The following is a 25,295-nucleotide window of genomic DNA, read 5'->3' on the forward strand; positions in this document are numbered from 1 at the left end:
AATCGAGTCACCCAAGAGCAGCGGCCAGCGCACTCGAGGACACTGCCGATTGCCCCCCGTACACGAAGAAAGCCGACAGGTCTTGCAGTCGTGCAGCAAGCGTTCCGGGAACGTTGTTGCTGGGTGTGAGCAGCACGGGGATTCCTTCCCGTGCGGCATGCGCCGCGCCGGCCAGGGCATCCGGGAAGTTGTCGGCAGACGCGACTGCCGCGCGATTCGCGGATGGCAAGTAGCGCTCGGCCATTGCAAGCGACAGGTCCGTCGGCGAATCGGCGGTCACGACCTCATCCGGAGCAGCGTCGAACGCGGACTCGCCGACCTGCACCACGAAGGCGTCGGTGTGGTCCCGCGCATAGATGGCACCTTCCGGTCCGGAAACGACAACCGCCCCGGTGCGCTGGGCAGCGATGGACCCGGCTATGACACCGGGTACGAAGTCTCCCCCGTCGATTGCGAATATCTCTGCGTGGCTGCCCCCCAGATGCGCAGCGATGGCGGTGGACGTTTCTCCTCGTGTGCGGCCGGCAATCCGGACCGTTTCGTAGCCGAGTTCGTCCACTTGGGATTGCAGGTCGTCTGTGAGCACGGCCGTTCCGCCGACGAGGTACACGGTGTTGCCAAGTGGCAGGATCCGACGTATCTCTGACAGGCTGGCCGGATGGAGGTCGTCGGCTTGGGAGAGGAGGATGGGTCCGCCTTCAGCGATCGCAAGAGGGGAGGCGGTCTGGGCGTCCGCAAAGTTGTCGCTCGTTGCCAGAACCACTGACTGGGCTCCACCGGCGGGCCACTGGTCCATGGACAACGCCACGGCCGTTTCGACGCGAGAGGCACCGGCTAGCCGGGTGCTGCCGGCAGGGTCGGTGTCGTTGGAACCCTCTTGGACGAAGAACCCGTCCCGTGCGTCGGATGGTCCGTCGAAGAGGATCTGTCCCGTTTCGAGGTCCCACAGTTGCCTGCAGGCGTCACACCCCGTGGGCGTGCCTCGGGCGATCAGGCCGTAGCTGGCGAGCGTCGCGAACTGCCATGGTGTGGTGGATACGGCGTCTGGGAGGACAGGGTCAATCGCACAGCAATTCGTCAACGACACCCGCTGACTCACCCATTGGGATTCAGCACGCTGGAAAGTGAAGTAGACATGATCGCCGTCGGGATGAACCGCAGGCAAGAGGCCGACGGATCCGAGCGTCTGGTCTTGGGAATCTGGGGCTACCCGAAGAACTGACGAGTCACCTGAGTTCGGGTCGGGGTGGGTCACGATGGACGTGCCATCCGGACTCCAGGCGGCGGGGGTTGCAAGGGCATCTTGGGGTCTGACTGCTCGCACGACCTGGCCTGATCGATCCCGTATGTTCCGACCGTCCCAGAAATGGCTGCCCGTGGGGGAAACGATGGCGCTCCCGACGTGCTCATCAAGGATGGTCGTCAGTTCGCCAGACGCGAGGTCCAAGAGCCGTGTGTGGGTGCTGTCGGAGACAAGCAGTGTTCCGTCATCCAACCATGCGAGCGTACTGTTGACCGGGACGGACTCGTAGGTGCGCAACTCGGTGCCAGTCACGGTGTCCAGGAGCGTGACGTCGTACTGCACGGGCGGTTCGTCCAGGGTCTGCGCTGGCACGTTCCGCCTGAGGACCATCACACGACCGTCCGGGGACGGGTTGCCGAGTTCCATGGAACGGCCGAGGTCGTGGTCAAACGTGAACGTCTGCTCGCTGCCGTCCAGCAAGTCGTGGACCGTGTACGACAGAGGCCTCCCCCCGTCAGGCGGCAACGCTAGCTCGACGTAGATGAGCGACTCGTGATCCGCCTGCGCCCACGCGGCAGATGGAAGCAGCGATGCCACCACCAGACCCACAGCTGTAGTCGCCACCAAGCGTGACCAGAAGCCTCCCGAGAAGCGAAGCACCATCAATCCCTCCCACCCAACATGCATCTCGCGCCGGCCCCGTGCGGTACCTGCGCCTGGCTCCAACAGAGTTCGCTGGGGCAGAAACCCCGCCCTGCGGACTCTAGTTGGCGACAACGACACGCGGAAGGACCACGACGCAACCCGGTCATGTGCCCATCTCGGCCTTTCCGGAGGTCGCAACCCCATACCTGCCGCCAGCCTCCAGAGGGACAACGCGACCCAGGGTCCCGTCGCCGCCCGGGGTGCCATCGTCGTGTCACAGGCCGGCGCGGGTCGGGTCGAACGGCCCGTCGGGATCCTGGTCCCCCAGGTCGGCCGGCGCTGGGGCCGGGCCGTGCTTGGGTCGGGCACGCTCCGGTTCATTGCCGGCACCCAAGGAACCGCTGCGGAACTTCGAGAGTGCCTTCCATCCGCCCGCCCCGACCAGACCGACGACCGCGATGAGCGCGACGGGGTTCTGCCCACCCCCATCAGACGACTGTGCCTGCTCGGCGTCATCGGAGAAGGGTGCCGATGACGGCTCCTCACCGACTGCAGTGTCGGTCGGCGTGACGCTCGGGTCGCCTGTCGGCTCGGCCATCACCACGCCGATGTCGGGACGTTCGACCCCATCATCGGTTCGGTCATCCCCGGTCAGCACCTGCCCGTCATCGGCGGCGGCGATGGTGATGTCGGGGTCGTCCTGCGCCTCACCGACGATCTCGATCGTCAACTCGAGATCCCAGACGGTCCCGTCGTAGCCGCCGCCTGCCGACCGGTAGTCAACTGCCAACACGTAGGTTCCCGCGTCGGCGGACAGGAACGCGGCCGGATCCCAATCGAGTTCGGAGACGAACCCACCGACGACCGGCACCTGCGGGTCGACCTGCCCGAGCTCGTCGACCTTGTGGTCGAAGAACGACTCCGCTTCCAGCAGCGAGGCCTGCACCGACGGGACGTTGCTGTGACCGACCTGCTCGCGCGACGGAATGCCGTCCCGCGGCGCAACGATCACCCGTGCAGCGACCTGCTGGCCCCTTTCGAGCCGGATCCCGTAGTGGCTGATCTGCTGCGGGCTGATCTCGTCGATGTACACCCCCGCCCCGGGCAGGATCGGGGCGTCCAGTGGGCTCTGGCTGCCGTACACCCGCTCGCCGCCGGGACGGAACGTCACCTGCGCATCGGAGGCGGTCCGCAACGCCTCCAACAGGGCTGCGGCGTCGTTGACGGCGACGAACGTCCCGCCCGTCTCTTCAGCGATGCAGGCGAGCTGACGCTGCGCCGCCCCTTCGGGCAGCAGGAACCCGATGGTGTTGATCGTCACCCTGGTGCCCGCAGCAACGAGGTCGGCAGCGACCTGGCAGGGGTCGGGGCCGACCCCGTTGACGTGGCAGGTGTCCTCACCGTCGGAGACCAGCACGATCGTGGCGCCCTCGACATCGGGCAGGTCGGCCGCTGCCGCCTGCACCGACAGTCCGATCGGGGTGTACCCGGACGGCTGGTAGGACTCGATCGCGATACCCATCGTCGTACGGTTGAGCGTCGTCACCGGGTGGACCAGTTCGGTGTCGGCGCACCCCTCCGCAGGTGGCGCATCAGGGGCGACGGTGTGCCCGTAGACGCGCAACCCCACGATCGCCTCGTCGGGCAGTTGCCCCATCATTTGCAGCAGGCCGCGGCGGGCCCCGTCGTAGAGCCGGACGCCCTCGTTGTCGACCCGGTCCATCGAGCCGGACGCGTCCATGACGAAGATCAGTGGCGGGATGACCGGATCGCCCGGCAGCTCCTCCCGGACCGTTCCCCCTGATGGGTCTCCCGTAGATTGCTCGGTTCGCGGTTGGGCCGCCGCAGCCCCCGTGAGCAGCAGTAGCACGGCAAGAATCGTTGTGGCGAGCAGACGGGTCATGGCCATGACGGTCGCCCGCCGTCCCGCCCGATCCCCATCGGGTCCCCGGGGGCGATTCAGTGCAGGAACGCATCATGACGAACATCTTCAACGCTGCCGAAAGAGGCCCCAGGCCCCCCGATCAGGGTCCTGAACCAAAAATCATTCCCGACAGATTCAGGCGCCAAAAGCCCAGTTCAGACCGCCTGCGGGCGTCGCACTGGCTTGCACCGCAGCGCCCTTTGGCAACATCAAATGTTGCGCTAACACTTCTAGCACTGTATGGTGTTCGGAGTGGTCGAAGGACCCCGAGGGTTGACACCGCCCCACCGACGTGGCACCCCTTGAATAAGAACACCGGCCCGCAGCGGGCCGCCCACCACCAGGAGCACGATCTTCGATGAACGCAGGGACCTTGACGCAAGGAGCGGCCAACGGCCGTCGCGTCAGCCTGCGCACCGAAACCGTGCTGGGCCTCGGGACGACCTGTGAGCGGTCCTACCCGTTCGCCGATGCCCAGCCGATGACCTGGTCGCCCAAGCACAACCACATCACGACGGGAGCCCCTGCCCCCGACACGGAGTCGCCGCCCACCGGCTGACCCCCGTGCCGCACCGCAGGACCGCTCCCACCACCGGGAAGCGGTCCTTCTTCGTTTCCGGACCAACACCCCACACACGACCGAATAGCCAAGCGGCCAAGGCACGGGACTGCAACTCCCGCATCGACGGTTCGAGTCCGTCTTCGGTCTCCACCACCAACCACCCAACCCGGCCACCAAAGGAGGTGCCCGCCACGAAACCCGAACAACCCGAGCAGCCGGCCACACCCGGCACACGACCCCGACGGGCATCACGAACCCCACGGGCCGCGCTCCCACCCAGCCATCACGGTGGACACCAGACGATGGCACCCACATAGCGCTCGCCGCCCAGAGGACGATCCTGCAGGTCCCATGCACGCAGCCTCTTACCGAGACCAGACGAGACGCGCTCCACAGCCACCCACTCGACCAGCCCGTGAACCCCGACCAGACGGGGCGTGCTGGGAACCGTGTGACCCCCCCACCCCCGGCGACGGACGGTGCGGGTGCGGACCGCCCGCGATCGTCCCGGCCGCCACACACACAACCACCACCCAACCAGCCCACCCATGGGTCGCGAGTCCGTGTGGACGGACGCCGGTCTCCAAAACCGGAACGAACGAGGTTCGACTCCTCGGCGACCTGCCAAGCCCCGCGAACCCCCACCGCAGCCACGACCGTGACCGGTGGGCGGACGGCGGGCACAACCAACCGGGACGCGCAGCCGCACCATGCCGGCAGCCACGCCCACACGGGGCTCTAGCTCATCGTGGCAGAGCACGTCCCTGGCAGGGACGAGGTGCGGGGTTCAAGCCCCCGGAGCTCCACTGGCCGCCCATCGGTACGGCACCGTCCCGCGTCACCTCACGAAGGTGTGACGGACGGCACGTTCACAGGCGTCGTTGCTGGAAAGCCGATGGTGCAACCCCCGCCGTCCCACAGGGCGCGGCGCTCGCGAACCGGACCAGCCGGTGCGAGACGGCGAGGGGCCATAGACCTCGTGTCGCACCCATCGGGCATCATCGCTTCACGTTCCCCGCGCAGGCGGGGGTGATCCGTTCCATGCCTTTCACCACCGATTCAGTCGGTGCCTCTCCCCGCGCAGGCGGGGGTCATGCCTTCAAGGACCCGCATGTTCCTGCACCCGAGCGGTCATCCGCGACGCAGGTGGAGCGGGCCCCGGCGCCGATGGATGCGGCTGGGGGCGGAAGGCTCATTGGTCGCTAGCTCAGCAGGTCAGAGCGCACCCCTGATAAGGGTGAGGTCCGAGGTTCAAGTCCTCGGCGACCAACCACACGCCCCCGCCGCAGCAGCAGCCCAGCGTTCCCAACCCCGGCTCAGGCCCACGACCCGCGAGAGGAGTCGTCATGCCTGCCATCATCTTCGACGTGGACGGCACCACGACCGACGTCCGTCCCTACCGGCACCACGTCACCGGACCCACCCGGAACTTCCACGAGTTCCACATGGCGAGCACAGACGCCGCCCCGGTGCCGATGACCAAGGTGCTGTGGGACGCCTACGGGACGGCCGGCTGGGACCGTCTCATCGTTACCGCACGGTCGGTCGACTACCGGCACATCACGGTCTGGTGGCACCTGCTCAACGGCTTCGACGGCGATGCCGGCCTGTGGATGCGTCGGGCCGGCGACCACCGTCGCGACGCGGCCGTCAAGACCGACATTCTTACCGCGATTCGTGCCGCCGGGTTCGACCCGCGCATCGCCGTCGACGACAACCCGTCGGTCCTGCCGGTCTGGAAGGCCCACGGCCTGGCCGTGATCGTCTCCCCGACCTGGCACGACCCCGACGCCGTCACCGCCGCACTCGCCGACTGACCGCCTGCAAGGTGGACGGTCGGCGCAGTCGGAGGACCACGGCGTCCCATCCACACGACTCATCGCCGAGGAGGTGACCCGATGCAGAGACGCGGCCTCACCGCCCGGCACGTGTTCGTGTTGGACGACGACGCCTACGACGCCGTCGTTGCCCTCTTGGACTGGCCCGCCGAACCGTCCCCGCGTCTGGCCGACCTCCTCACCCGGCCATCGGTGTTCAGCACCTGACCAGACCTGCGCGAGTGGTGGAACCAGGAAGACACGCCGGATTCAAGTCCCGGTACCGCAAGGTGTGAGGGTTCGATTCCCTCCTCGCGCACCAAGACCATGCTCGAATGGCGGAAGCAGGTAGACGCGCGCGGTTCAGGACCGCGTGGCCGCAAGGTCGTGGGGGTTCGACTCCCTCTTCGAGCACGACGCCAGCCCCGGCGACACAGGGGCACCCTCGGGGCCACTCAGTGGCAGAGCGCGGTCACCCCAGACGGCGCGGCCGGTTCGACTCCGGATGGCTCCACTCAGACAGTCCGCAAGGACTGCCGTCCGCCCCGGCGACACAGGGGCACCCAATCTTGGGGCTGTAGCTCAGTTGGTAGAGCACCTGCCTTGCATGCAGGGGGTCCGGAGTTCGATTCTCCGCTGCTCCACAAGTCCGATTCTCGATCCGAAAGTCCGACCCGTCCTTCCCGCAGCAGCCCCTCAGCGGCGCTCAGGTGGCGGGTCCAGATGTGGCCGTAGCTCAATCCTGGTAGAGCGCCGCGTTGTGGTCGCGGTGGTTGCGGGTTCAAGTCCCGTCGGTCACCCCATTGCTGCGTCATCCCATGGCACCGGTGCCCGCGGGCCGATCGCCCAGGTGATGGACGACGCCGCCGGCCTCGTCGAGATCGTGGAGGAACTCGTCCAAGGTCCTGAACTACAAGGGGGTGCTGAGGCACCCGTGGCCGCCCGCCCCGCCGCCGGATCTTCCCGTCCGACGCGGGGCCGGGCGTGCCCGACCACCAGACCTTGCGCGGTGGAGCAATGGCAGCTCGCCGGCCTCATGAGCCGGAGGCAGCAGGATCAAAACCTGCCCGCGCAACCAGCAGGCCTCTGGGACGTCATGTCGGGATGACCGGCCATGCACCGGTCAACCGTGTGGCGCAGGCCCTACCCGGCGCCGATCCGGGCAGATCGTGACGCTGCCACGAGGGCAGCACATGCGTCCTTAGCTCAGCAGGATCAGAGCGCGGCTCTCCGGAGGCCGAGGCCGGCGGTTCGAGTCCGCCAGGGCGCACCGCGGGGTGACCGGGGTTCCCGTCCGGTCGCCACCGGGACCCGGAGGAACCCCAAGTACGCGTCGCGGAACGGCCCACGGTCCCGGTGTGCCCACCGGGGTCAGGTGGTCCGCACCCCACTCCCCCCCATCAGCACGACCCGGAAGGAGGAAGGCACCGTGGACATACGGTCCAAGGCGGGGTTCCCCGCCGGTTCGCTGTCGAACTTCGCACCGCACCCGTTCGTCCTCGACGGAGTCGAGTGCGCCTCCATGGAGGGCTTCCTGCAGTCGTTGAAGTTCGCCGCGCCCGACATGCAGGCGCAGGTCTGCACCCTCGTTGGTGCCAAGGCCAAGAAGCGTGGGGCGAAGAAGAACTGGCAGCAGACCCAGACGCTGCACTGGCGCGGTGAAGCGATCGACCGGCACAGCGACGCCTACCAGGCGCTGTTGGACCGTGCCTTCGAGGCCCTCGCCGGCAACGCCGGGTTCCGCCGGGCGCTGGCGGCGACCGGCACGGCGACGCTGACCCACACGATGGGTCGTCGCAAGCCGTCGGAGACGATCCTGACCAGGCAGGAGTTCACCTCCCGTCTGCACCGTCTCCGCGGCACCCTCTGACCCGGCCGTACTCCGGTTCGGCCGGGTCACCCCAATGGCTCTTTGGCGTAACCGGAAACGCGCCGGAGTGAAGTCCCGGAGTTCGCCGTTCGATCCGGCGGGGAGCCACCAGCAACACACCCATGGGGGTGTGGTGAAACGAGAATCATGCCGGCCTTCCAAGCCGGAGGTGCCGGGGCAGTTCCGGTCATCCCCTCTCTGCCAGGCCGGAGCACATCCGGCCAACTCTGCCCCGGTAGCTCAGTTCGGATTAGAGCACCGGTCTACGAAACCGGGATATGCGTTGGTTCGAATCCAACTCGGGGCGCCCGAAGACGGCTTGGTGTGTGCCGTGAACACACCCTTTCCGGGATGTAGCGCAGTCTGGTCCAGCGCGCCTCGTTTGGGACGAGGAGATCCGGGGTTCGAATCCCTGCATCCCGACAGGAAGGAGTGGCCCCAGGTGGGGTGGTGCGCTGGCGGCGCACCAGTCGGGAGTCGAGTCCCGGACGGTTCCTTGTTCGGCCCGGCGGGAGCCGTGATCCCGCCACACATGCCCTCGTGGGGGAGTCTGGCCGTCCCCGCCCGGTTGTCAGCCGGGAGACTCGCGAGTTCGAATCTCGTCGAGGGCGCATCGCGGTCACCGGCCATGCCCGCCGGGACGCCCGCCTCCGTTTGCCGATGGGCAACGGCCCGAAGGGGCGGGGGCAACGTTGTCCGGTGGGTCGGTAGTACCCGTCGGGTTCATCCCCCTCTGCTCGTGTAGCTCAGTTGGTAGAGCGCCGCCATGGTAAGGCGGAGGCCGACGGTTCGATCCCGTCCGCGAGCTCGTCTAGGCCCGGCCGTCGTACCGGTGGCCGTCACGCGGTTCGCCGTCACGATGATGGGTGTGTGACCACCATGCGGCGTTGCCAGTGATGATCCGCCCGCAGCTGCACCGGTAGCGGATGCTGCGTTGCCCTTGCGAGTGGGCGACCTGCCGTTCGTATGACGTGTGGTTGTGTCCCATACCAATGTGGAGACATGGGAGGGTCTGGATCACACAGCCGGACCGAAGATTGTCGGATGGGCGGCGAGGAACGGTCGTTGCAGACGGTCAACCACGGCTCCTTCTTCGGCCTTGAACGCCCACCGGCGGTCCGCAGTGCCGGCCAGTTGTGTGCCGCACCGGCCGTGCAGCTGCAGCGTCACGGACCCGATCGCACCCGAAAGCGTTCCGGTGGCGACGACGAACCGCAGATCGGTCTGCACCACGACCGGCCATGGGACCGTTGTTGATGCCGGGTCGACGATCAGGTCGTGGCTGGTGGCAAGTTCCGGGGCCGAGTGCACCAACGCGACCTCGGTCCATGCCTGCGCGGCCCGACCGGCGACCAGCACGACTCTGGGGGTTGGGTCGGCAGCAACGATGTGAAGTTGGCCTGTGTGGAATCGTGTTCCATCACCACTGCGAAGGAACGCTGCCGTCCAGACTGTCAACGCCAGTCAGTACCGGATCGTAGACACACCCTCGGGCCGGTGTGGCGATCTCTCCGTCGTCATTGTGGCCGGGCGTGGGTCAGAAGCCGTCGTCTGCGCTAACGAGATAGGTGCTGCACTCAGCTACCAAGTAGGAACCGGGCGCGTGTTCATTGACGTCGATCGTGAATGCCGCCGCGGGCTGGCCGTCGACCGTGATCGGATCGGAGAAGCCGTCACCGACACCGGACGGCCGTCCGTCAGGGCCGACGCACCACAGCGCTGCCTCGCCGTCGCGCCCTGGTTCGGGCATGAGGGCGGAGCCGACGACGACGCCGTCGTTCAGGTTGTGTTCCAAGACCTCAGCGGCACGCTGGGAGTCGCAAGCCGCACCGCCGGGGGTGAGGGTCCACTCCGGAAACCAGCCGTCGGGGAAGTCCTGCCAGTCATCTTGACCGAGGTTGAAGATCGCGTAGGCGCCGGTGGCGATGGTGGCCGGAATGGGGTAAGCGAACCGGCCGCCTTCGCTTGCCAACAGAGTTCCATCGGCGTCACGTGCGATGACGCTGACCTCGACACCGCACTGGACGCTGTCGGTGTTGTTGTGAATGAGCGCGGTTATACGTCCAGTGGGAGTGGAATCCCAGACGACCTCGAGGGTGCCGGGCTCAGCGAGCGGGACTTGGTCGATGGTGCCGGCGAGCCCGACGGGCGCACCCATTCCGAACGGCGCCTCCACCGCGAGTGACGGTGCCGGCGTTGGAGTTGCTCTCGGCGTTGGAGTTGCTCTCGGCAGTGAAGTCGGTGTCGGCAGTGAAGTCGGACTGGGCGTCGGCGTCGGCGTGCTGTCCATCGCGACCTCCAGCACAACGGTCACGGACGGCGCAACCGTTGACCCAGCCGGCGGGTTCTGGGTCAACACCGTTCCGGACGGCGTTCCCTCCACCTCCTGTACAGCGCTGCTCAGCCCAACTCGTCCCAGTGCACGCCCAGCCGCGGCCTCGGCCATGCCAACTACGTCGGGCACCTCCACAGTCGCCTGCTCCTCGACGACGGCACCACCAACAGTGGCCTCCTCAGACGGACCGGTGGCCTGGCCCAATGGTGAATCGCCAGCACCCCCACAAGCGGACATCGCCAAGACCAACGCAAGCGTCACGGTACGGAGCAAGCCCCCGATCACTAGATCCCTATTCAGCACGATCACAGCACCTCGGTGTCCGACTGCCGGACAAGTAGACGAAGGTGCGACGACAACTACGACTGCTGCACACCCTTGCCCTGAGGCTACAGGCGTCTCGGCAGTGAAGGGCTGAGGCCGTCAAAGCACCCGGCGCGGCATAGACAGCGTCAGGCGCCCCGAAGGGAGGGGTAGCGACCCCAGATCCCAAAGTGTCGATCGCTGATGGCACGGCCGGTGGCAACCGCAGGACCCCGTCGATTTCCACACGACGGTTTGAGGACGCCGGAACCCCTGACCGGATCATAGAGCTGGCCATCGGCCGTCACGGCAACGACGCGTGAACCGCCGACCTTCACCCCACGTCCCCACCGACAGGATCCGTGTATGGAAGGGCGGCGAGGAGCAGTCGAGCGGCGAGGATGCCAGCCGGTTGGCCGCCGTCGCCAGTGTGTGCTGGATCCCCGCCCGCGACTCGCTTGTACCTACACCGGCCGGAGCCGAGGGTGCCGGACGACCGATACGGCGACACAGATGTACACCGCCCTACTGCCCGCCAACCTTGACGACCTCCCGGAGGTGATTCGAGCAGCCGATCGGCGACCGCGAGGAATACCGATGACGTGGACCTACACCGCAGGACCAGCGCCTCTCTCGCCGACTCGACCTCTCACGGCCCCCGAGCACAGTTCGGAAACCTCTCAAATGGAGTGCTCAGGCCACTCTTGGAGCTGGGTCCGAGTTTCAGAGAAGCCGCAGGTCATAGCGCAGTTCGTCTTCGCATGTCTCACAGCCGCCCACACTTGGCTGCTCTGTTGCACGACATCGGCAAGCCGGATACCGGACGGTTCGACGGCACGGATGTGACGTTCCGCCACCACGAACAGGTCGGCGAGCAGATCGTCCGGGACCTGCTGCCTGCGATGGGTTGCACCGATCCGGTTCTGACGGACCGGGTGGCGCGGACCGTGGGACTGTCGGGCCGGTACAAGGCCGACGGGCCCGGCGCCGCCGAAGTCTGGTCGGACTCTGCGGTGCGCCGGTTCGTCCGCGACTGCGGTGGCCTCGAGGGGCAAGGGTCGGTCCTCGACCTGGTCCTCGACCTTGCGTTCGCCGACTGCACCAGCCGTCATCCGCACAAGGTGTGGGCCAACGAATCGCAGGTCCAGTCCCTTACCGACCGCATCGGGCTTCTGGCCGATGGCGACGCCCGCGCGGCCGAACGGGCCGACCTGGACGGGCAGGCCGTCATGGACTTGCTGGGCATCGGTCCGGGACCCCAGGTCGGACGGGCGCTCGCGGCACTGCTGGCCGCCAAGCGGGCCAACGGTGGGCCACTGCCCGATCCGGAAGCGTGGCTCACTGGATGGTGGGCCGACACCGCCGCTGCGGCCTGACCGTCTGCCGGCTGTCGCTCTGCCCTTCGCACGGGCGGGCCGACGGCCGGCAGGGACGGCGACCAGTTGTCGGCACAGCCCAGCGCCGCCGCGTTCGGGCCGAACGGACCGATCACACACCCACGCCCCGATAGCTCAGAAGGGAGAGCGCCGCGTCGACATCGCGGAGGCCGGTCGTTCGATCCGACCTCGGGGCACAAGTTCCACCTTGCATCGGTGGCGGAACCAGGCAGACGCGCCGGCTTGAGGGGCCGGTGTCCGCAAGGACGTGGGAGTTCAAGTCTCCCCCGATGCACTCCGTCCGCCGCCGACAGGCGGCGGCCTCCAACAGCCCTTCGGGGCCGACAGCCACGAGGAGGTGGCCACCATGACCCGCTACCGGATCGTCTGGACCGACCCGGCCACCAACACCATGAAGGCAACCCGACCGATCGGACTGTCGCTGGCCTATGAGGTCCTAGCGGTGCTGCTGCGGGACGGCCGTCGCGCCTGGGCGCTCCGGCTCGGCGCTGATGGCCGGTGGACCCGCATCGGCGCACACACGCCGGCACGGTCCCGACAGGTCACGATCGGCCCGGACGTCCTCGACTAGCGGCCGCCGGACCGGAGTCGGCTGACCAAGCCTGCGCAGCCGCGTCGGCTTGGGTGACCCCGGTTCGGGCACGAACCCGACGCATCCGCACCGCCAACGTCCTCACAGCCATGTCGTCCATCACCACCCGTTGACGGACGACACCCTTTGCCGCCCGGATAGCTCAGCAGGGAGAGCGCTCGTCCCACACACGAGAGGCCGCAGGATCGACACCTGCTCCGGGCACCGTGCGGTAGTAGCTCAGTTGGAAGAGCGTCGCGTTGCCAACGCGAAGGTTCGTCGGTTCGATCCCGGCCTGCCGCACTCCCCGCACGGGCCCCGGCGGACTTCAACGGGACCATCATGCCCCTGTAGCTCAGTCGGTAGAGCGGTGCTCTCGTAAAGCACAGGCCAGCGGTTCGATTCCGCTCGGGGGCTCCATCACAACCCCTTTCGGGGGCGAGGCTGCTGGTAGCCAGCACGGGATCTGACCCCGTGTCCCGCACGTTCGATTCGTGCCGCCCTCTCCACGGCTTGCCACGGGCCGCCAAACCGTGGCGTCTCGGAGGCGCCCAAGGCTGGCGCGGTACACCGTCTCGAAAACGGCTAGGGGGCCGAAAGCCCCGTGATGGGTTCGATCCCCTCCGCCTCCGCCAAGCAGCACCACCAGTCGGCGTCCATGACCTTCCGGGTGTGTCCGGACCACCGCTCCGCGCTCGCCTTGGGGTGCTGGTCCACCCGGTCCCATCGTCTAGCGGCCCAGGATCCTTGGTCCTCAACCAAGAGACGGGGGTTCGAATCCCCCTGGGACCACAGGTCAGTACCGAACGTTGCGGGGTGGGGCAACGGCCGCCGCCTCGGGCAGCAGGTAGGCGGGGTCCGTCAGGCGGTCGTTCAGGTCGGGCTCCGCGACGGTGCGCGACGTTGGTCGTCCATCACGTCCTCCGTTCCCTCGATAGTCGAGCCTTCCTGCCGGCCGGTCGTGTAGCTCAGCAGGTAGAGCGCACCCCTCATAAGGGTGAGGTCCCCGGATCGAAGCCGGGCACGACCACGATGACGCGTCCCGTCCGTCCGCTCGGGATGCGTGCCCCGTCGCCCAGGGGTAAGGGCGCATTCCGAGGTGGCCAATCCGGTAAGGCAGCGCCCTGTTAAGGCGTCCCAATGTGGGTTCGAGTCCCACCCTCGGAGCTTGGAGTGAAGCATGGGGGTCGCGCGCTCAGGGAAGCCACTTTCGCTGTAAACGAGAGGTCTCCGACTTGCTGGGTTCGAGTCCCAGGTCCCCCACCACTCCGTCGCGGCACACGGGCATCCGCCGGTTTGCCGGATGAACCCCGGGCGAGAAGCCCGTGCGGAATGACCGCAGCAATCTCAACGGTCATCGCGTGTCGGTCGCATGACCGTTGTCGGCACCCTCATGGACCATACGGTCACCCACTAGATGACAGGAGTTCTGCGATGACCGATGACTTGGGCACCGTCACCGTTCACGGCCGGGCTGGTGGCAGGGTCGACCTGACCGCCGCCGTTGGGCCGTTCGCCGCAGGCATGCTGGCCGACCTGTACACCGGCGGCATCGGCGACCCGGACGCGACGGTGTTCGAGGTCGTCCGCCCCGACGTCGAGCCGGCTGAGGCGATGATGGTTGCCGATGAAACAGGGGCAGGTCGGCAGGACGTCGCTGCCGTCGTCGAGTCGGTCGGACACCTTCCCGGCGGACCCGGCCGTGTGGAGTTCACCGCTCCTGTCGCCGCCTGCTGACACGCTCTCTTGCCCCTGGGGCCCGGCTGGACGGGCACCGGCGTTGTATCCCGGCCGTTCTCGGTTCAAGTCCGAGCGGGGGCTCCACGGCACGCCCCGGGTCGGCCGATGGTGCGTGCGGACGACCATCAGTGGGGTGATGGACGCCTCGACCAACGACCTGCCTCCGCTTCCCGCCGGGGTGTACCGGCACAACGACCCGGCCAAGGTGGGGCCCGGCTCGCGCGGCCATTACCTGCTGATCGTTGAGGCCCGCGATCACGTCACCGGTGAGGAGAAGGTCGTGTACGTCCCGTTGTATGACCGGGCCGAGTGGGGCGACACCCTGCGCGCCTCCATTCGGACACGTGCGGACTTCGAGTCCTCGTTCACCCATGTCGGCCGCGGGATCGCACGATGACTGCCCTGTCGGACGCTCTGGAACGCACAGCTGGCACCGACCCCGATATGCGGGTCGTCGCGACCGCCGGGGCGTTGCGCGACGCAGCGGTCCGCGTGCCCGCCCTCGTCGGCCAGATGCTGCGGGAGGAGGCCGACTGGTACGACTCTCTCGTTGGTGATCCGGCTGAGGTTGCCCGGTGCGGGATGACGGGATGGGCACACGGCACTGCCCCCGGCATCGTCGGCCACACCCATCCGGTCGCCAAGGCCATCCTGTTGCTCGATGCCGGACGGGGCGGTAACACCCCCATGGTCACCGATCCGGTCGGGACGGTCCGACGGTGGGAGGTGACTGGTGCGCTGCTTCGGTTCGACCCCTACATCGAAGGGCTGCACACCCACCATCCTCATCCCTGCCGTGTCGCTGCGGACCGGTTGGCCGGAGCGCTGCCCGAGCTGCCCGACCGCCTCCATGGCGATGCCGGACCGATCATCGGCGAACTCCGAAACGCGGCCGTCACGCTACGGGCCGTCCCGCAGCACGCTATCCAGGAGGCGGGCATGGCCCGGACCCGGTCGCAACGACCGGCCCAGCCGAAGGCCTCCGGTCCGCCGGAGGCCCCGGCCGGGCATCCGACGTCCCCCCGCGCCGGCGCCGATGCGGCCGTCGGGGTGGCTGCGGACGGATGCGCCGACCGTCTTGTCAGCCGCCGGGCTGTCCGCCCCTTGGATTCCACCTTCTCCGCCTTGGTGGACGCGCCGATCAGCCTCATGCCGCACGACACGGCCGCACGGATCGGCCGGCTCGTCACGGCCCTGCTCCAACTCAGGTGATTCCCGCATCTTCGGCCGGCCCTCGTAGCTCAGTGGAAAGAGCAGCGGTTTCCCTGCGCCGGCCAGCCCCCGTGGCCCAATGGATAAGGCAGCGGCCTTCTAAGCCGTTGATTGCAGGTTCGAGTCCTGCCGGGGGCGCGAGGACACCCCGGGGTGTCCCTGGTCGACCGTGAACCTCATGACGAGACAGCTTCTTGCCGCGGTCGCCGGTGCCCTGCTGTTGGGCTGCACCCCGCCGCCTCCGGGTCTCGCCCCTGCCGCTCAGCAGCAGATGGACGCTGTGGAGGAGATCCGCTCCGATGTCGACGCGATCCGGCAGTCCGAGCAGGACCGCATCGACGGGATCACCGACAGCCTGGGCGGCTGACCTCCCCTGTGGCCCGGTTGGATTGGGCAGCCGCCTTCCACGCGGGCGGTCGCGAGTTCGATTCTCGCCGGGGGCAACCGTGTCAGCGGCAGACGGCCCGGACCTGTCGGGCCGCTTCTTCAAAGTCGGGTTCCCACATCGATCCCGGACCGTCGATGAGCAGGCGTCTGGACGCCGATCTCAGTGCCGCCCTGGCTTCGGCCACCGGTCCGTCTGGCAGTGAACGCCAGCCACCGGGAAGGTTCCCTGCGGTGTCGTGGGGGCCGTTGCCGGCGTCGAGCACTGCGACGACCTCGGCGCACCATTCGGTCGCTGCTGGTCTCGAGGTGCGGATGCCGGCACCGACGGCGGCGGCCATCGCAAGGCCCAAGAGGAGCGCAACCGTCCATCTGTGGTCGGGTGGGAGCGGTGTCGGGTCGGGCGGCTGCCAGTCGGCCATCCGTTCCGCCACGGGGCGCGTGTCCGGTTCGCCGTTGGCCGCGGCGTGTTCTTCGTCCATCAGCCGAAGGGTCGTCCAACAGCGTGTTGACGCACGCCACTTCAACGCCCCAACCCACCCTGAGAATGGTGTGCTGTCATACGTAGCGGTTCGGGTATTGCCCGAGTCGACCAACTCTGTCGGCCCCTCTCCGGGCCCCCATGGTCCCGTCATCTAGCTGGCCCAGGATACCTGCCTTTCAAGCAGGCGACGCGGGTTCGAATCCCGTCGGGACTACCCACAACCACAACGCACAGCCCCCCTGTTTCACCTGCCGAGGAGCGCACGATGCCTGCCCTTGTGATCGACGTCGACGGCGTCCTCTCGCCCTACACCAGCGCCAACGACCCAGCATGGGGCGACGGCTGGGCCGACGTCGCCCCGACCATCAGCGGGCGCACCATCTCGCTGCGGCTCAACGCCAGAATGGGCGACGCCGTCGCCCGCCTCGGCGCCCCGATGTTCTGGCTCACCACCTGGGACGACAAGGCCAACGACCACGTCGCACCGGCCCTCGGATGGCCACGCCTACCCGTCATCGGGCCCTGGCAACGTATGGACGGCAGCCACGCCCACAAGCTGGCCGCCCTGACCGGCTGGCTGGCAGACACCGGCACCGCCGGCCCGGTGGTCTGGGTCGATGATGAGTTCCACGGGCCGTCGGGGGCGCTGCACGGTGCCGTCAGCAGCCACTTCGAGGACCCTCCGGTCCGCTCGGGACGGTTGGCCGACCTCTTCGTGGACGACGACGATGACGACCGAGAGCTGCTCCTCGGCACGGTGATCCCCTACCCCGTCGACCGCCGGGTCGGCCTGACCGTCGCCGACGTCGACCGGATCCGGCGCCTGTTGGACGGCGAGTCGCAACCGACGGTGGACCCGTGGACCGTCCGGCACACCATGTCGGCGGGAGGCCCGGCCGTCGCCATCGACGGGGCACCGGCGGGCTGGCGCGAAGCCCACCGGTTCGCCGTCCACGACGTCTACGACCTACAGATCGACTTCTGGGCCGCATGGGCAGCACCCCTTCGGCTTTGAACCCAGACCATGCGGGACGCGGGAGGGACCATCGCGGCGGCTTCGTGCTCGTCGAGGAACCTCGCGGCTGCACAGGGCAACCGCCTGGGACGGCCCGCCGCCACCGGCGGGCCGGTTCGCACCAGGGACCCTCGGGGAGGAAATCCGCAGGGGAGGAAGGACGCAGCAACCACAAGCAGCACCGATGACCCGGCCCGGCGAGGTGCAGGCAGTGGGCACCGGGAGCTCGTCAAGGGCCCGGCGCGCCGACCACGAAACGGCGTGAGACAGATGATGGTCGCCGGCCCTGCGCGGGTCCGGTACAGAACCGCGGGTACACGCCCGCGTCCCGCACCCCGGACTGTCCGCGCAAGCGGATACGGTCCGGCAAGGACACCCAGGTGTCCGACGATGGCCCTTGGTGTAACTGGCAACACCCCGGCCTTTGGAGCCGGTATCGCGGGTTCGAACCCCGCAGGGCCTGCCACGGATCGACCTTCTCGGAGGGGCTAGCCGACAGTTGGCGACGGCAGCGCCCTGCTACGGCGCTGAGCCCTCATGGGCCTTGCGGGATCGTGCCCCCTCCGCGATTCGCACCAACCAGGGGGCATGGGGTGGCCCGTCGTTGCCGGAGGCCAACCGGTACAACGCATTCCTGGCCGACACGTTCGGGCCGATCGTCAACGCCGACACCACCTACGGTGTGTTGGCCGAGGGCTGGTACCCGGTTGATCCCTCCCCACGGGCGCTGGCGCGGCTCACGACCGAGACGTTGCCCGAGGAGCTCGACGACCTGTTGTCGTTCACCAGTCCGGTCATGCGGCTCGCCGGGTCGGTTGACCGTTGGAGCGTGGTGATCGCCGGCCCGAACAGCGACTGACCGCACCCCGGGGCGTGCGGTGCGGGGAATGGCAGGGGTGACCGTTGCCAACCATGTGAGGCCCCCGATGAAGTCGCGCACCGTCAGGTCCCCCGATTGTGGGCACCCGACCGACCACGGGCCGTGCCGACGTCCGCTCACCGCCAACGGTTCCTGCGGGGTTTCCCATCGAGGATCCCCGCCGGTTGCCGTTGCCTCTGCTGCGGCTGTTGCGGTCGCGGCGGCAGACCCGATGAGTCCGGCCCTCCAGGAGCTGGCGTTGTCCGCTGCGGAGGCCCTTGACACGGTCGGCCGGTGGCATCCGGACTTCGCGACCGACGTGCTGGACGCCCTCGATGCCTCGGGTGCAGCTTCCACGGAGTCGAAGGAGTTCTGCGAGTGGGTCAGTCGTACCGGCGGGATCGACCACCGGCCGGTCCCGTTCGGCAGGGTCGCGCTCTCTCGGAGCACCAACGGTTCAGCGGTGACGGTTTGGGTGGACGCCGGCCGCAACCGGTTCCGGGTGCAGGAGCGGCCAGGCGGGGTCGCTGAGGTCGTCCCGGTCAGCCGCGACGGCGTCCCGCATGTCGCAGCCGTGCATGTCGTCAACGGGGGCTTGGCCGACGGGATCGCGCACGGGATGCGGAACCGGCCCCGCCGCCGGTAGTCACCCCCCGGTGGCGCTGCGGGTGTGGATGCCGTGGGCTTCCACCAGCCCGAACCCGCGTCGTTGGGCCTGAGCGGCAGCTTCGTTGACCACGGCGCTGTCGACCGCGAGGGACGCGAACCGGTCGCTGAGGTGGGCGAGTCCCGCGGCGAGTTCCGCGACCCGGTCGGGGGCAACCCACGCGAACCCTGCGGCCGGGAGGCCGTCGGCCATGAGCAGGTCGGCCGGGGCCATCACCCGGTCGGGGTCGACCCCGAGGGAGCCGAGTCGGCGGGACAGGCCGATGGGGCCGGTCATCCATCCGGGTTCGATCACCGAAGCGAGCCGGAGTACGTCGGCGATGGCGGCCGTCAACGCCGGGCCCGTTCCGATGGGCCCGTCGGGGCCGTCGAGTTCCTCGGTGCCGCTGCGGATTGCGGCGACTGTCTCGCCGATCGCTGCGAGCGTCGAGGCGACCCGTTCCCGGTGGTGTGCGGGCGAGCCGATGGCGGTCTGGGCGGGGACGACCTGCTGGGGGTCGATGCCCACGGATGCGAGCTGGTCTGCCACCACGTCGTCGACCTGGTTGGGGTCTGCGGCCGAGCGGTAGGCATCGAGTCCGCCGGCGACGTCGTCGTTGACGATCAGCCATGGCCGGCCCCAGATGTGCACGGCGGGCCGGATGCCGGCGGCACGGAGGCGCTCGCCTCCCAGGTCCAGCAGTCCTGAAGCCCATCGGTTGACGAACTGGTGGCGTGCTCGACCCCAGGCGAGATCGTCGAGCAGGTTGCGGTCGGGGCCGGTGTCGGCCGCCACCCATATCCGTCCGATCAGGTCGGGGCTGGCGGGATGCAGGGACACGGCGTCGAGTGCCATCAGGTTGCCGTTCGGGTCGCGCGGGCCATCTGGGATGATGGTCGGCCACGTGTGGCCGCGACGGGATGGCCGCCCGGGGTCGACACCCGCAACCACCTCCTGTTGCTACTGCTTCTAGCATTACGGTATGGTGGGGTCATGGGAACCGATGGGGACGCGTGTGTCGACGCCCACTCGGGCGACTGCAGAGGGCAGGTGCGGGGACACGCAAGCCTCGGTGGCACCGGCGCGATCATCATGCGCTGCGATCACCACTACGGACTGGCCCTGGAACGCGCCGCCGCGATCGACCGGCGCTACCCGCCCCATCCGCCACAGGACTTCGACTTCCTCGACGCCGGCGAACACTGGTACGAGGACCTCAGCCGATAGCGCTTGAAGTAGGTCAGGCCTTCCAAGGGGCCGTGCCGATCTGGCTGACGGCGAACCCGACGTCGTTGACGCGTCGGTTCCCGCGGGGTCGGGCAGTGCGGGCCCTGGGAGGAGGCGGACCCGTGCGTGCCTGGCCCTGTGTGCCTGATGGGCGGCGCGGCGTTCCGGAGAACCAACCGGTTGTCGTTCGGTCGGGCAGCCCCCAGGTCGGAGCCACTGGCCAACCACACGACCACGATTTCGGTGCGGATCCGCCGCACCGTCTGGAATGACCGCACCCGAGGAGGTGTGCCCGATCCCATGAACCAGACCGCCACGGTGTCGACCGGCCGGCCGACGCTCGTGCTGAACGCCGCCAGCCAACCGCTGGGAGCGATCCCACTGTCCCGCGCTGTCGCGCTGACCATGACTGGACGGGCTACCCCGTTGGCGTTCGACGGGGTGCTGCGCTCCCCGACCACCACGATCGACGCCCCGACGGTGATCGTGCGGACGGAGTGGGCCGACGCCCCCACGGGTGTCCTGACACGCGTCACCCGATCGGCGTTGTTCGCCCGCGACAACTGGACGTGCGCATGGTGCGGACGTCACGCCCGTCCCGGCGGCGACCTGCGTCAAACCTCTTTGACCATTGATCATCTGATTCCGCAAGCCCGGTACCGAAAGCCCGGCGAACGCCACAAGTACGTGCCCGCGTCGCACCGGTGGGACAACGTCGTCTGCGCCTGCCGTCCCTGCAACGGACGGCGCGGTTCGGAGGACCCCGACTGGGCGTCGCTGCGGGTCGTGCCACGCGCCCCGTCGCGGCTGGTGGTGATGTCGCGCCAGCTCGCCCGTGTGGGCCGCGGCGCGTGGGATGCCTACCTGCCCGCTGCCGCCTGACCGTCCATTCGAAGGCCCCGGACTGCTGTTCGGGGCCTTCGTGCTGTTCGGGCATGGGGATCGGAGGAGGCTGTTGCGGCCATCGTGTCGCCGTTGATGTGCATCATGTGGCGATGCAGCCGACGAGCAACACCAGCACAGGCAGCGACGTCCGGGGGGTGGTTGTCGATCTTGATGCGCTCGCCAGGGAGCAGATGTCGTTGGGGCCGATCGGCCGTCCTGTCGACCCGCTCCCACGCGGCCTGGAACTGGTGACCGAAGCCGCGGCCCATGCAGGCATTCCCGTGTACGGACTCACCCGGTACGGCCGGTGGAATGCGTCGGCGATCATCACCAACACCGACCTGCACATCACCAGGGTCGTTGAGGTGCCGGTGAAGACCGAGACGACGCACGGGTTTGCGATTCCCGAGACGCCCGACCACCGGGAGGCCCTGTACCGGGTGGGTGACATCCACGTGGGCCTTGATGTCCGCAACCTGTTGCTCGTCGGCCCCGCAGGTGGGGTCCTTCACCAGACCGGATGCAGCGCCTTGCTGCTCGACCCTGCCGATGTGCCAGATGAGCCCGACATCCACCTCAACCCTGCGCTCAGCTGGGCGGTCCGACCCGACCGCTGGACCGCCATCGAGGCCACAGACCCCGACTTCGACGCCGATGACCTCGTGGAGGCGATCTGCAACGGGGAGGTTCACCCTGACCGTCGACTGTGGGCACAAGACATGGCTGCTGGAATGAAGGTCCAGTTCCGCCTCGAGGATGGCTGGCCGACCGATCTGATGACCCGTCGGGAGGCCCGTGACCGGCCGTGGACCGCCATGCGGCTGGCCGAGGCCATGTGGGATGGCCCGACCCGCCTCAACTTCAACGTCGGTGACGTCCCGGCGTTCGCCCTCGCCCCCTACGCCGGAGGGTGGCGGGACACCATGCAGGACCTGAAGGACTGGCATCGTCGGCAGCGCCGGAACCGTTCGGGGATTCTCCCTAGCCCCCACCTGTTGCTTGCCCCGGCAGTGGCTCTTGCTGTTGCGATCCGCAAGGCCGGATGGCGGCCCACGATCGTGCCGGTGCCCGCTCACGACTGGGATTTCGAGCGGCCCGGCCAGGTCTCAGAACGGCTTGCTGCGCTCGTTGGGGAGTTCGCCGGACTCCCGGTTGTCCGGTGCCTCGGTCGTGGCCGTACAGGTGATTACGTACGGGTGGCGCGGACGCCCAACCGGCCGGTGGTGCTCGTGGATGACCAGATCACGACCGGCAAGACGATGCGCGCCTGCGCCCGGTTGCTGGACACCCGGCGGCTCAAGGGCTGCTACGCCATCACTGCCACCGTGTCCCGGTTCCCTGCAGGCTGACCAAACGGTGGCCGGGATCCGAGGGGCCGACACGTCCTTTGCTGTCGTCGCCCGTCGGGCAGTCGTCATGCTGCCGGAGAACCTGTGCGGTGTCCCCTGTCCCGGTGAGGACGCCAGGGCCGGTCAGCAGTTCCGGCATCGGCAACCCTGGCGTCGGGGAACCAGGTCGCCCGCACGGTCCGTGCGAATGGCGGGGCCGCCGGAGACCCCGCTGATTCGGCCAGCAGGCCAGCGACCACCGGCCTTGCACACACCCACGTTGTTGTGCTACTGTTCGTAGCAGTTGCATAGGGCGGTGTCCTCCGCCCCGCCGCCGGCCCCCCGCACCGGGCCCACCGGAGGCAAGTGACGCACCCGTCGCACGGTCACGATCCACACCCCATCACGGGGTGACGTGACACGTGCGTCGTGGGTGCGGCACGACGAGAAGGCGAGTCCGTCGTGCCCCACCCGTCCACCCCTCTGCGTTTCCTCGACCTTTTCGCCGGCTGCGGTGGCCTGACCGCCGGCCTGGCCGCTGCGGGCCACACCCACGTCGCCGGCGTGGAGAAGTCCCACATGGCCGCGGCCACCTACTCCGCGAACCACACCGCCACGGATCCCATCAGCGACTGGCGCACGGCCGGTGATCACGCCGCCCGCCCGATCATCGAGCAGCTCGACACGGGCATCTGCCTCGCCGGCGTCGAGGAGGTCGTGGCCGACCCCGACGCGGTGGCTTGGCTCGCGGCCGCCGACATCGACGCGATCGTGGGCGGGCCGCCGTGCCAGGGCTTCTCCATGAACGGCACCCGGACCGACGGGGACCCCCGAGACACCCTCGTGTGGCCGATGCTGCAACTCGTCGAACGGCTCGCGCCACGGTTCGTCGTCATCGAGAACGTCGAGGGCATGGCTGCGGCCAAGGGAGACGGCAAGGCTGTCTTCGACGCCGCCGGGGAACACCTGGCAGCCCTCGGGTACGCCGTGCAACCCTGCACCGTCGACGCCGCCCACTACGCGGTCCCGCAGTCCCGCCGCCGCCTGCTGCTCATCGCCGACCTCGGCCGCCCCGCAGGCGTCCGCGAACCGTTCGACTCCGGCGACGCCACGGGGCTGCTCGCCCCACCAGACCTGTTCCCCGTCCCCACCACGCCACACCGCCCGATCACCGTCGCCGAGGCACTGTTTGACATCGACTGCGACGGCTACACCACCGGCCCGGACGACCTTGGCGTCTACGGGAGCAACGTCGCGGGCCGGTGGCGGGCGGCCCGCCGCGCCGGACGGACCGACCCGTTGCCCAACCACGAGCTCACCCGCCACTCCCCCACCGTGGTGCAGCGCTACCGGTTGCTGCTGGCCGTCCACGCCGCCGGCCTGGACCCGCGGTTGATCCCTGCCGCCGCGAAGGCCAACGACCCGTCGCTGCTGGCCCCCTACGACACCCTGTCGGTCGCCGGGGTCTGCCAGCCGGGGGAGACCGTGGCCGAGGCGGCGTGGCGGTTGCGGTCGCGCAAGCGGACCCAGCGGGTGTGGGACCCCGACAAGCCCGCCCCGACGCTCGGCACGCAGTCGCAGGACTGGATCCACCCGACGGCTCCTCGGAACCCCTCACCACGCGAGATGGCCCGTCTTCAGAGCTTCCCCGATGGCTATCTGCTGAGGGGGAAGGTGCATACCGGAGGGCTGAAGCGGCGGGTCGAAACGCCGACGCTGACCCAGGTCGGGAACGCCGTCCCGCCGCTGCTCGGGGAAGCCATCGGCAAGTGCCTCGCGGCTGCGGTCACCGCCGCGTGTCTGCCGCTGGCCGCCTGAGCTCGCCAGCCCCCAACCCAGGGCTGCGATTCGTAGCGTTCATTCGTGCAGGAGCCGGGCGATTCGCTTGGCTGCCGTGACCGGGTTCGGCCCGCCGGTGGCGGGCAGGCCGGTCCCGATCGGCTTCCCGTCGACCTCGACGCGAGTCCAGTCCCTCCCGGTCAGCACGATCTTGCGGCTGCCGGCATCAAGGCCGGTGACGGTGCAGCGGCGGGGACGGGGGCCGTGAACGGGTATCTCGGCGAAGGTCCGTTCGGGCCCGTAGTCGACCGCAAGTGACGCCACGACAGCGGGGTCCATGTGCCCCAGCGCGATGGAGCCGACGACCTCCGCCACCGACGGTTCGGTGGTGTCGATGAGGTCGAACCGTGCCTCGTCGACGATGCGGGCCGCGACGGGCTTGGAGACGGAGTGGATCCGCTTGACCGTGTCGATGGCGATCGTTCGCATGTTCGGCGATGCCCAGACGAGCCTGACGTCAATGAGGACCGTCCGGCCGTCCCGATGGGTGAACGTGCGGACCGATGGGTGTCCGGATCGCAGGTCGAACTGCTCCTCGATCAGGACGGGGCCGGGGGTCGGGGTGTCGGGCCACACGACGACGTCGGTGCGGTACTGGCCGTTCTCGGCGACCAGGTGCAAGGAGGCGAACAGCCCGTCGGCGGCGTGGTCGAGGGCGGGCAGGTCCCGCATGTCGGCCGCGTGCGCCCGCGGATCGGTGGGGTTGTCGGCGGACCCGGCGAGGACCGGCCGCCCCAACTCGTCGCGGCCGTTGTGGTTCTGGCCGTACACGGCCAACCCGACCCAGACGGCGGGGACATCCACGGTCAGCACGACCGGGCTTGAGGCCGGAGTCGACACGGTGGGGACGTCCTCCGCGTCAGGTTCCACCGGGACGACCTCGTCATCGTTGCGACCGAACGACGGGATCGGGTCGTTGCGGGTCATGGCGTGCTCCTCGCGGACTGCTGTGGCGTCCCTGGCCCGCCCCGGTCCGCGACGGTGCTCGTCGTCATGATTGGGGCGGCTG

24 protein-coding genes, 30 tRNA genes and 1 pseudogene are annotated in these 25,295 nt (G+C 68.7%); 47 read left to right on the forward strand and 8 right to left on the reverse strand.

All coding sequences use genetic code 11. The features are described 5' to 3' along the window. Positions 1-7 precede the first annotated feature (7 nt). A complete protein-coding gene (locus DVS28_RS26870; protein WP_164711157.1) occupies positions 8-1,906 on the reverse strand; it encodes a cell wall-binding repeat-containing protein in 1,899 nt (632 codons plus the stop codon). 256 nt (positions 1,907-2,162) lie between these two features. After that, positions 2,163-3,791 carry a vWA domain-containing protein gene (locus tag DVS28_RS26875; RefSeq protein WP_164711158.1) on the reverse strand — a complete coding sequence of 543 codons (1,629 nt, stop codon included), beginning with the start codon at positions 3,789-3,791 and terminating at the stop codon, positions 2,163-2,165. A gap of 379 nt (positions 3,792-4,170) precedes the next feature. Between DVS28_RS26875 and DVS28_RS26880 the strand changes: the two genes are divergently transcribed. The 20 genes from DVS28_RS26880 (at position 4,171) to DVS28_RS26965 (ending at position 8,869) form a co-directional block, all read left to right on the forward strand. Continuing rightward, positions 4,171-4,371 carry a hypothetical protein gene (locus DVS28_RS26880; RefSeq protein WP_114594735.1) on the forward strand — a complete coding sequence of 67 codons (201 nt, stop codon included), beginning with the start codon at positions 4,171-4,173 and terminating at the stop codon, positions 4,369-4,371. Positions 4,372-4,449: 78 nt separating this feature from the next. Then, positions 4,450-4,524, forward strand: a tRNA-Cys gene (locus DVS28_RS26885). 400 nt (positions 4,525-4,924) lie between these two features. After that, positions 4,925-5,001 (forward strand) — tRNA-Trp (locus DVS28_RS28930). 105 nt (positions 5,002-5,106) lie between these two features. Then, a tRNA-Ala gene (locus DVS28_RS26890) sits at positions 5,107-5,180 on the forward strand. A 390-nt stretch (positions 5,181-5,570) separates the two neighbouring features. Beyond that, positions 5,571-5,647: transfer RNA gene (locus tag DVS28_RS26895), tRNA-Ile, on the forward strand. 73 nt (positions 5,648-5,720) lie between these two features. Continuing rightward, entirely contained in the window at positions 5,721-6,191 is a 471-nt protein-coding gene (locus DVS28_RS26900) for a phosphatase domain-containing protein (RefSeq protein WP_114594736.1), read from the forward strand. Between the two features lie 81 nt (positions 6,192-6,272). Continuing rightward, on the forward strand, positions 6,273-6,419 hold the full coding sequence (locus DVS28_RS26905; RefSeq protein ID WP_114594737.1) for a type II toxin -antitoxin system TacA 1-like antitoxin: 147 nt from the start codon (positions 6,273-6,275) through the stop codon (positions 6,417-6,419). Positions 6,420-6,427: 8 nt separating this feature from the next. Then, a tRNA-Leu gene (locus tag DVS28_RS26910) sits at positions 6,428-6,513 on the forward strand. Between the two features lie 7 nt (positions 6,514-6,520). Beyond that, positions 6,521-6,605: transfer RNA gene (locus DVS28_RS26915), tRNA-Leu, on the forward strand. A 157-nt stretch (positions 6,606-6,762) separates the two neighbouring features. Continuing rightward, a tRNA-Ala gene (locus DVS28_RS26920) sits at positions 6,763-6,835 on the forward strand. A gap of 81 nt (positions 6,836-6,916) precedes the next feature. Further along, a tRNA-His gene (locus tag DVS28_RS26925) sits at positions 6,917-6,994 on the forward strand. Between the two features lie 200 nt (positions 6,995-7,194). Beyond that, positions 7,195-7,269: transfer RNA gene (locus DVS28_RS26930), tRNA-Met, on the forward strand. Positions 7,270-7,386: 117 nt separating this feature from the next. Continuing rightward, positions 7,387-7,461, forward strand: a tRNA-Arg gene (locus tag DVS28_RS26935). A 159-nt stretch (positions 7,462-7,620) separates the two neighbouring features. Next, entirely contained in the window at positions 7,621-8,061 is a 441-nt protein-coding gene (locus DVS28_RS26940; protein WP_114594934.1) for an NADAR family protein, read from the forward strand. Between the two features lie 36 nt (positions 8,062-8,097). After that, positions 8,098-8,172: transfer RNA gene (locus tag DVS28_RS26945), tRNA-Phe, on the forward strand. 13 nt (positions 8,173-8,185) lie between these two features. Then, a tRNA-Gly gene (locus DVS28_RS26950) sits at positions 8,186-8,257 on the forward strand. Positions 8,258-8,290: 33 nt separating this feature from the next. Continuing rightward, a tRNA-Arg gene (locus DVS28_RS26955) sits at positions 8,291-8,368 on the forward strand. Positions 8,369-8,408: 40 nt separating this feature from the next. Beyond that, positions 8,409-8,484, forward strand: a tRNA-Pro gene (locus DVS28_RS26960). A gap of 111 nt (positions 8,485-8,595) precedes the next feature. Next, positions 8,596-8,672 (forward strand) — tRNA-Asp (locus tag DVS28_RS28935). A gap of 124 nt (positions 8,673-8,796) precedes the next feature. Beyond that, positions 8,797-8,869: transfer RNA gene (locus DVS28_RS26965), tRNA-Thr, on the forward strand. 209 nt (positions 8,870-9,078) lie between these two features. Here DVS28_RS26965 and DVS28_RS28940 read toward each other — a convergent pair. From DVS28_RS28940 to DVS28_RS30310, 3 genes and pseudogenes are all read right to left on the reverse strand, one after another. Continuing rightward, a complete protein-coding gene (locus DVS28_RS28940) occupies positions 9,079-9,294 on the reverse strand; it encodes a hypothetical protein (protein WP_164711159.1) in 216 nt (71 codons plus the stop codon). A gap of 304 nt (positions 9,295-9,598) precedes the next feature. Further along, positions 9,599-10,237 (reverse strand): hypothetical protein, encoded by a 639-nt coding sequence (locus tag DVS28_RS29825; protein ID WP_245973661.1) that lies wholly within the window; start codon positions 10,235-10,237, stop codon positions 9,599-9,601. Positions 10,238-10,363: 126 nt separating this feature from the next. Then, positions 10,364-10,633: pseudogene (locus tag DVS28_RS30310) on the reverse strand (PASTA domain-containing protein); the annotation flags it as partial. 848 nt (positions 10,634-11,481) lie between these two features. Between DVS28_RS30310 and DVS28_RS26980 the strand changes: the two are divergent. The 19 genes from DVS28_RS26980 (at position 11,482) to DVS28_RS27060 (ending at position 16,062) form a co-directional block, all read left to right on the forward strand. Further along, positions 11,482-12,075 carry an HDIG domain-containing metalloprotein gene (locus tag DVS28_RS26980; protein WP_164711160.1) on the forward strand — a complete coding sequence of 198 codons (594 nt, stop codon included), beginning with the start codon at positions 11,482-11,484 and terminating at the stop codon, positions 12,073-12,075. A gap of 124 nt (positions 12,076-12,199) precedes the next feature. Continuing rightward, positions 12,200-12,272, forward strand: a tRNA-Val gene (locus DVS28_RS26985). 13 nt (positions 12,273-12,285) lie between these two features. Beyond that, positions 12,286-12,370: transfer RNA gene (locus DVS28_RS26990), tRNA-Leu, on the forward strand. Between the two features lie 72 nt (positions 12,371-12,442). Further along, complete coding sequence (locus DVS28_RS26995) at positions 12,443-12,667, forward strand: hypothetical protein (RefSeq protein WP_216826628.1); 225 nt, start codon at positions 12,443-12,445, stop codon at positions 12,665-12,667. Positions 12,668-12,819: 152 nt separating this feature from the next. Further along, positions 12,820-12,892: transfer RNA gene (locus tag DVS28_RS27000), tRNA-Val, on the forward strand. Between the two features lie 4 nt (positions 12,893-12,896). Further along, positions 12,897-12,970: transfer RNA gene (locus DVS28_RS27005), tRNA-Gly, on the forward strand. A gap of 41 nt (positions 12,971-13,011) precedes the next feature. Further along, positions 13,012-13,087: transfer RNA gene (locus tag DVS28_RS27010), tRNA-Thr, on the forward strand. Between the two features lie 14 nt (positions 13,088-13,101). Beyond that, positions 13,102-13,176, forward strand: a tRNA-Gln gene (locus DVS28_RS28945). Positions 13,177-13,386: 210 nt separating this feature from the next. Continuing rightward, positions 13,387-13,459 (forward strand) — tRNA-Glu (locus DVS28_RS27015). A gap of 165 nt (positions 13,460-13,624) precedes the next feature. Next, positions 13,625-13,697 (forward strand) — tRNA-Met (locus tag DVS28_RS27020). A 63-nt stretch (positions 13,698-13,760) separates the two neighbouring features. Beyond that, positions 13,761-13,834 (forward strand) — tRNA-Asn (locus DVS28_RS27025). 15 nt (positions 13,835-13,849) lie between these two features. Continuing rightward, positions 13,850-13,933, forward strand: a tRNA-Tyr gene (locus DVS28_RS28950). A gap of 168 nt (positions 13,934-14,101) precedes the next feature. Beyond that, positions 14,102-14,404, forward strand: a complete 303-nt coding sequence (locus DVS28_RS27030) for a hypothetical protein (RefSeq protein ID WP_114594742.1) — start codon at positions 14,102-14,104, stop codon at positions 14,402-14,404. A gap of 11 nt (positions 14,405-14,415) precedes the next feature. Continuing rightward, positions 14,416-14,491 (forward strand) — tRNA-Thr (locus tag DVS28_RS27035). A gap of 52 nt (positions 14,492-14,543) precedes the next feature. Further along, the gene (locus DVS28_RS27040; RefSeq protein WP_114594743.1) at positions 14,544-14,804 is read left to right on the forward strand and encodes a hypothetical protein; all 261 of its coding nucleotides are present in this window, start codon (positions 14,544-14,546) and stop codon (positions 14,802-14,804) included. Further along, positions 14,801-15,619 carry a hypothetical protein gene (locus tag DVS28_RS27045; protein ID WP_164711161.1) on the forward strand — a complete coding sequence of 273 codons (819 nt, stop codon included), beginning with the start codon at positions 14,801-14,803 and terminating at the stop codon, positions 15,617-15,619. The genes DVS28_RS27040 and DVS28_RS27045 overlap by 4 nt, the downstream gene beginning before the upstream one ends. A gap of 65 nt (positions 15,620-15,684) precedes the next feature. Next, a tRNA-Arg gene (locus DVS28_RS27050) sits at positions 15,685-15,757 on the forward strand. A gap of 40 nt (positions 15,758-15,797) precedes the next feature. Beyond that, entirely contained in the window at positions 15,798-15,986 is a 189-nt protein-coding gene (locus DVS28_RS27055) for a hypothetical protein (RefSeq protein ID WP_114594745.1), read from the forward strand. A gap of 3 nt (positions 15,987-15,989) precedes the next feature. After that, positions 15,990-16,062: transfer RNA gene (locus DVS28_RS27060), tRNA-Gly, on the forward strand. 6 nt (positions 16,063-16,068) lie between these two features. On the opposite strand, the gene DVS28_RS27065 is transcribed toward DVS28_RS27060, so the two are convergent. After that, positions 16,069-16,485, reverse strand: coding sequence for a hypothetical protein (locus DVS28_RS27065; protein ID WP_114594746.1), 417 nt, complete (start codon positions 16,483-16,485; stop codon positions 16,069-16,071). Between the two features lie 142 nt (positions 16,486-16,627). On the opposite strand from DVS28_RS27065, the gene DVS28_RS27070 reads away from it, so the two are divergent. From DVS28_RS27070 to DVS28_RS27090, 4 genes are all read left to right on the forward strand, one after another. Then, positions 16,628-16,701, forward strand: a tRNA-Glu gene (locus DVS28_RS27070). Positions 16,702-16,752: 51 nt separating this feature from the next. Then, positions 16,753-17,502: a hypothetical protein gene (locus DVS28_RS27075; RefSeq protein ID WP_164711162.1), complete on the forward strand. Its 750-nt coding sequence runs from the start codon at positions 16,753-16,755 to the stop codon at positions 17,500-17,502. A gap of 544 nt (positions 17,503-18,046) precedes the next feature. After that, positions 18,047-18,361 carry a hypothetical protein gene (locus DVS28_RS27085; RefSeq protein ID WP_164711163.1) on the forward strand — a complete coding sequence of 105 codons (315 nt, stop codon included), beginning with the start codon at positions 18,047-18,049 and terminating at the stop codon, positions 18,359-18,361. A 232-nt stretch (positions 18,362-18,593) separates the two neighbouring features. Beyond that, positions 18,594-19,007 carry a hypothetical protein gene (locus DVS28_RS27090; protein WP_114594749.1) on the forward strand — a complete coding sequence of 138 codons (414 nt, stop codon included), beginning with the start codon at positions 18,594-18,596 and terminating at the stop codon, positions 19,005-19,007. Here DVS28_RS27090 and DVS28_RS27095 read toward each other — a convergent pair whose 3' ends face one another. Next, a complete protein-coding gene (locus tag DVS28_RS27095) occupies positions 19,008-19,862 on the reverse strand; it encodes a hypothetical protein (protein ID WP_164711164.1) in 855 nt (284 codons plus the stop codon). Positions 19,863-20,000: 138 nt separating this feature from the next. Here DVS28_RS27095 and DVS28_RS28955 point away from each other — a divergent pair, with 138 nt between their 5' ends. The 4 genes from DVS28_RS28955 (at position 20,001) to DVS28_RS27110 (ending at position 24,265) form a co-directional block, all read left to right on the forward strand. After that, positions 20,001-20,234 carry a hypothetical protein gene (locus tag DVS28_RS28955; protein WP_164711165.1) on the forward strand — a complete coding sequence of 78 codons (234 nt, stop codon included), beginning with the start codon at positions 20,001-20,003 and terminating at the stop codon, positions 20,232-20,234. 300 nt (positions 20,235-20,534) lie between these two features. Further along, on the forward strand, positions 20,535-21,116 hold the full coding sequence (locus tag DVS28_RS27100) for an HNH endonuclease (protein WP_164711166.1): 582 nt from the start codon (positions 20,535-20,537) through the stop codon (positions 21,114-21,116). A gap of 113 nt (positions 21,117-21,229) precedes the next feature. Then, positions 21,230-22,468 carry a hypothetical protein gene (locus tag DVS28_RS27105; protein WP_114594752.1) on the forward strand — a complete coding sequence of 413 codons (1,239 nt, stop codon included), beginning with the start codon at positions 21,230-21,232 and terminating at the stop codon, positions 22,466-22,468. A gap of 441 nt (positions 22,469-22,909) precedes the next feature. Further along, positions 22,910-24,265, forward strand: coding sequence for a DNA cytosine methyltransferase (locus DVS28_RS27110; RefSeq protein WP_164711167.1), 1,356 nt, complete (start codon positions 22,910-22,912; stop codon positions 24,263-24,265). 39 nt (positions 24,266-24,304) lie between these two features. On the opposite strand, the gene DVS28_RS27115 is transcribed toward DVS28_RS27110, so the two are convergent. Then, positions 24,305-25,213: a hypothetical protein gene (locus tag DVS28_RS27115; protein WP_114594754.1), complete on the reverse strand. Its 909-nt coding sequence runs from the start codon at positions 25,211-25,213 to the stop codon at positions 24,305-24,307. Positions 25,214-25,295 lie beyond the last annotated feature (82 nt).

Origin of the sequence: Euzebya pacifica (assembly GCF_003344865.1) — a bacterium.
GTDB lineage: Bacteria > Actinomycetota > Nitriliruptoria > Euzebyales > Euzebyaceae > Euzebya > Euzebya pacifica.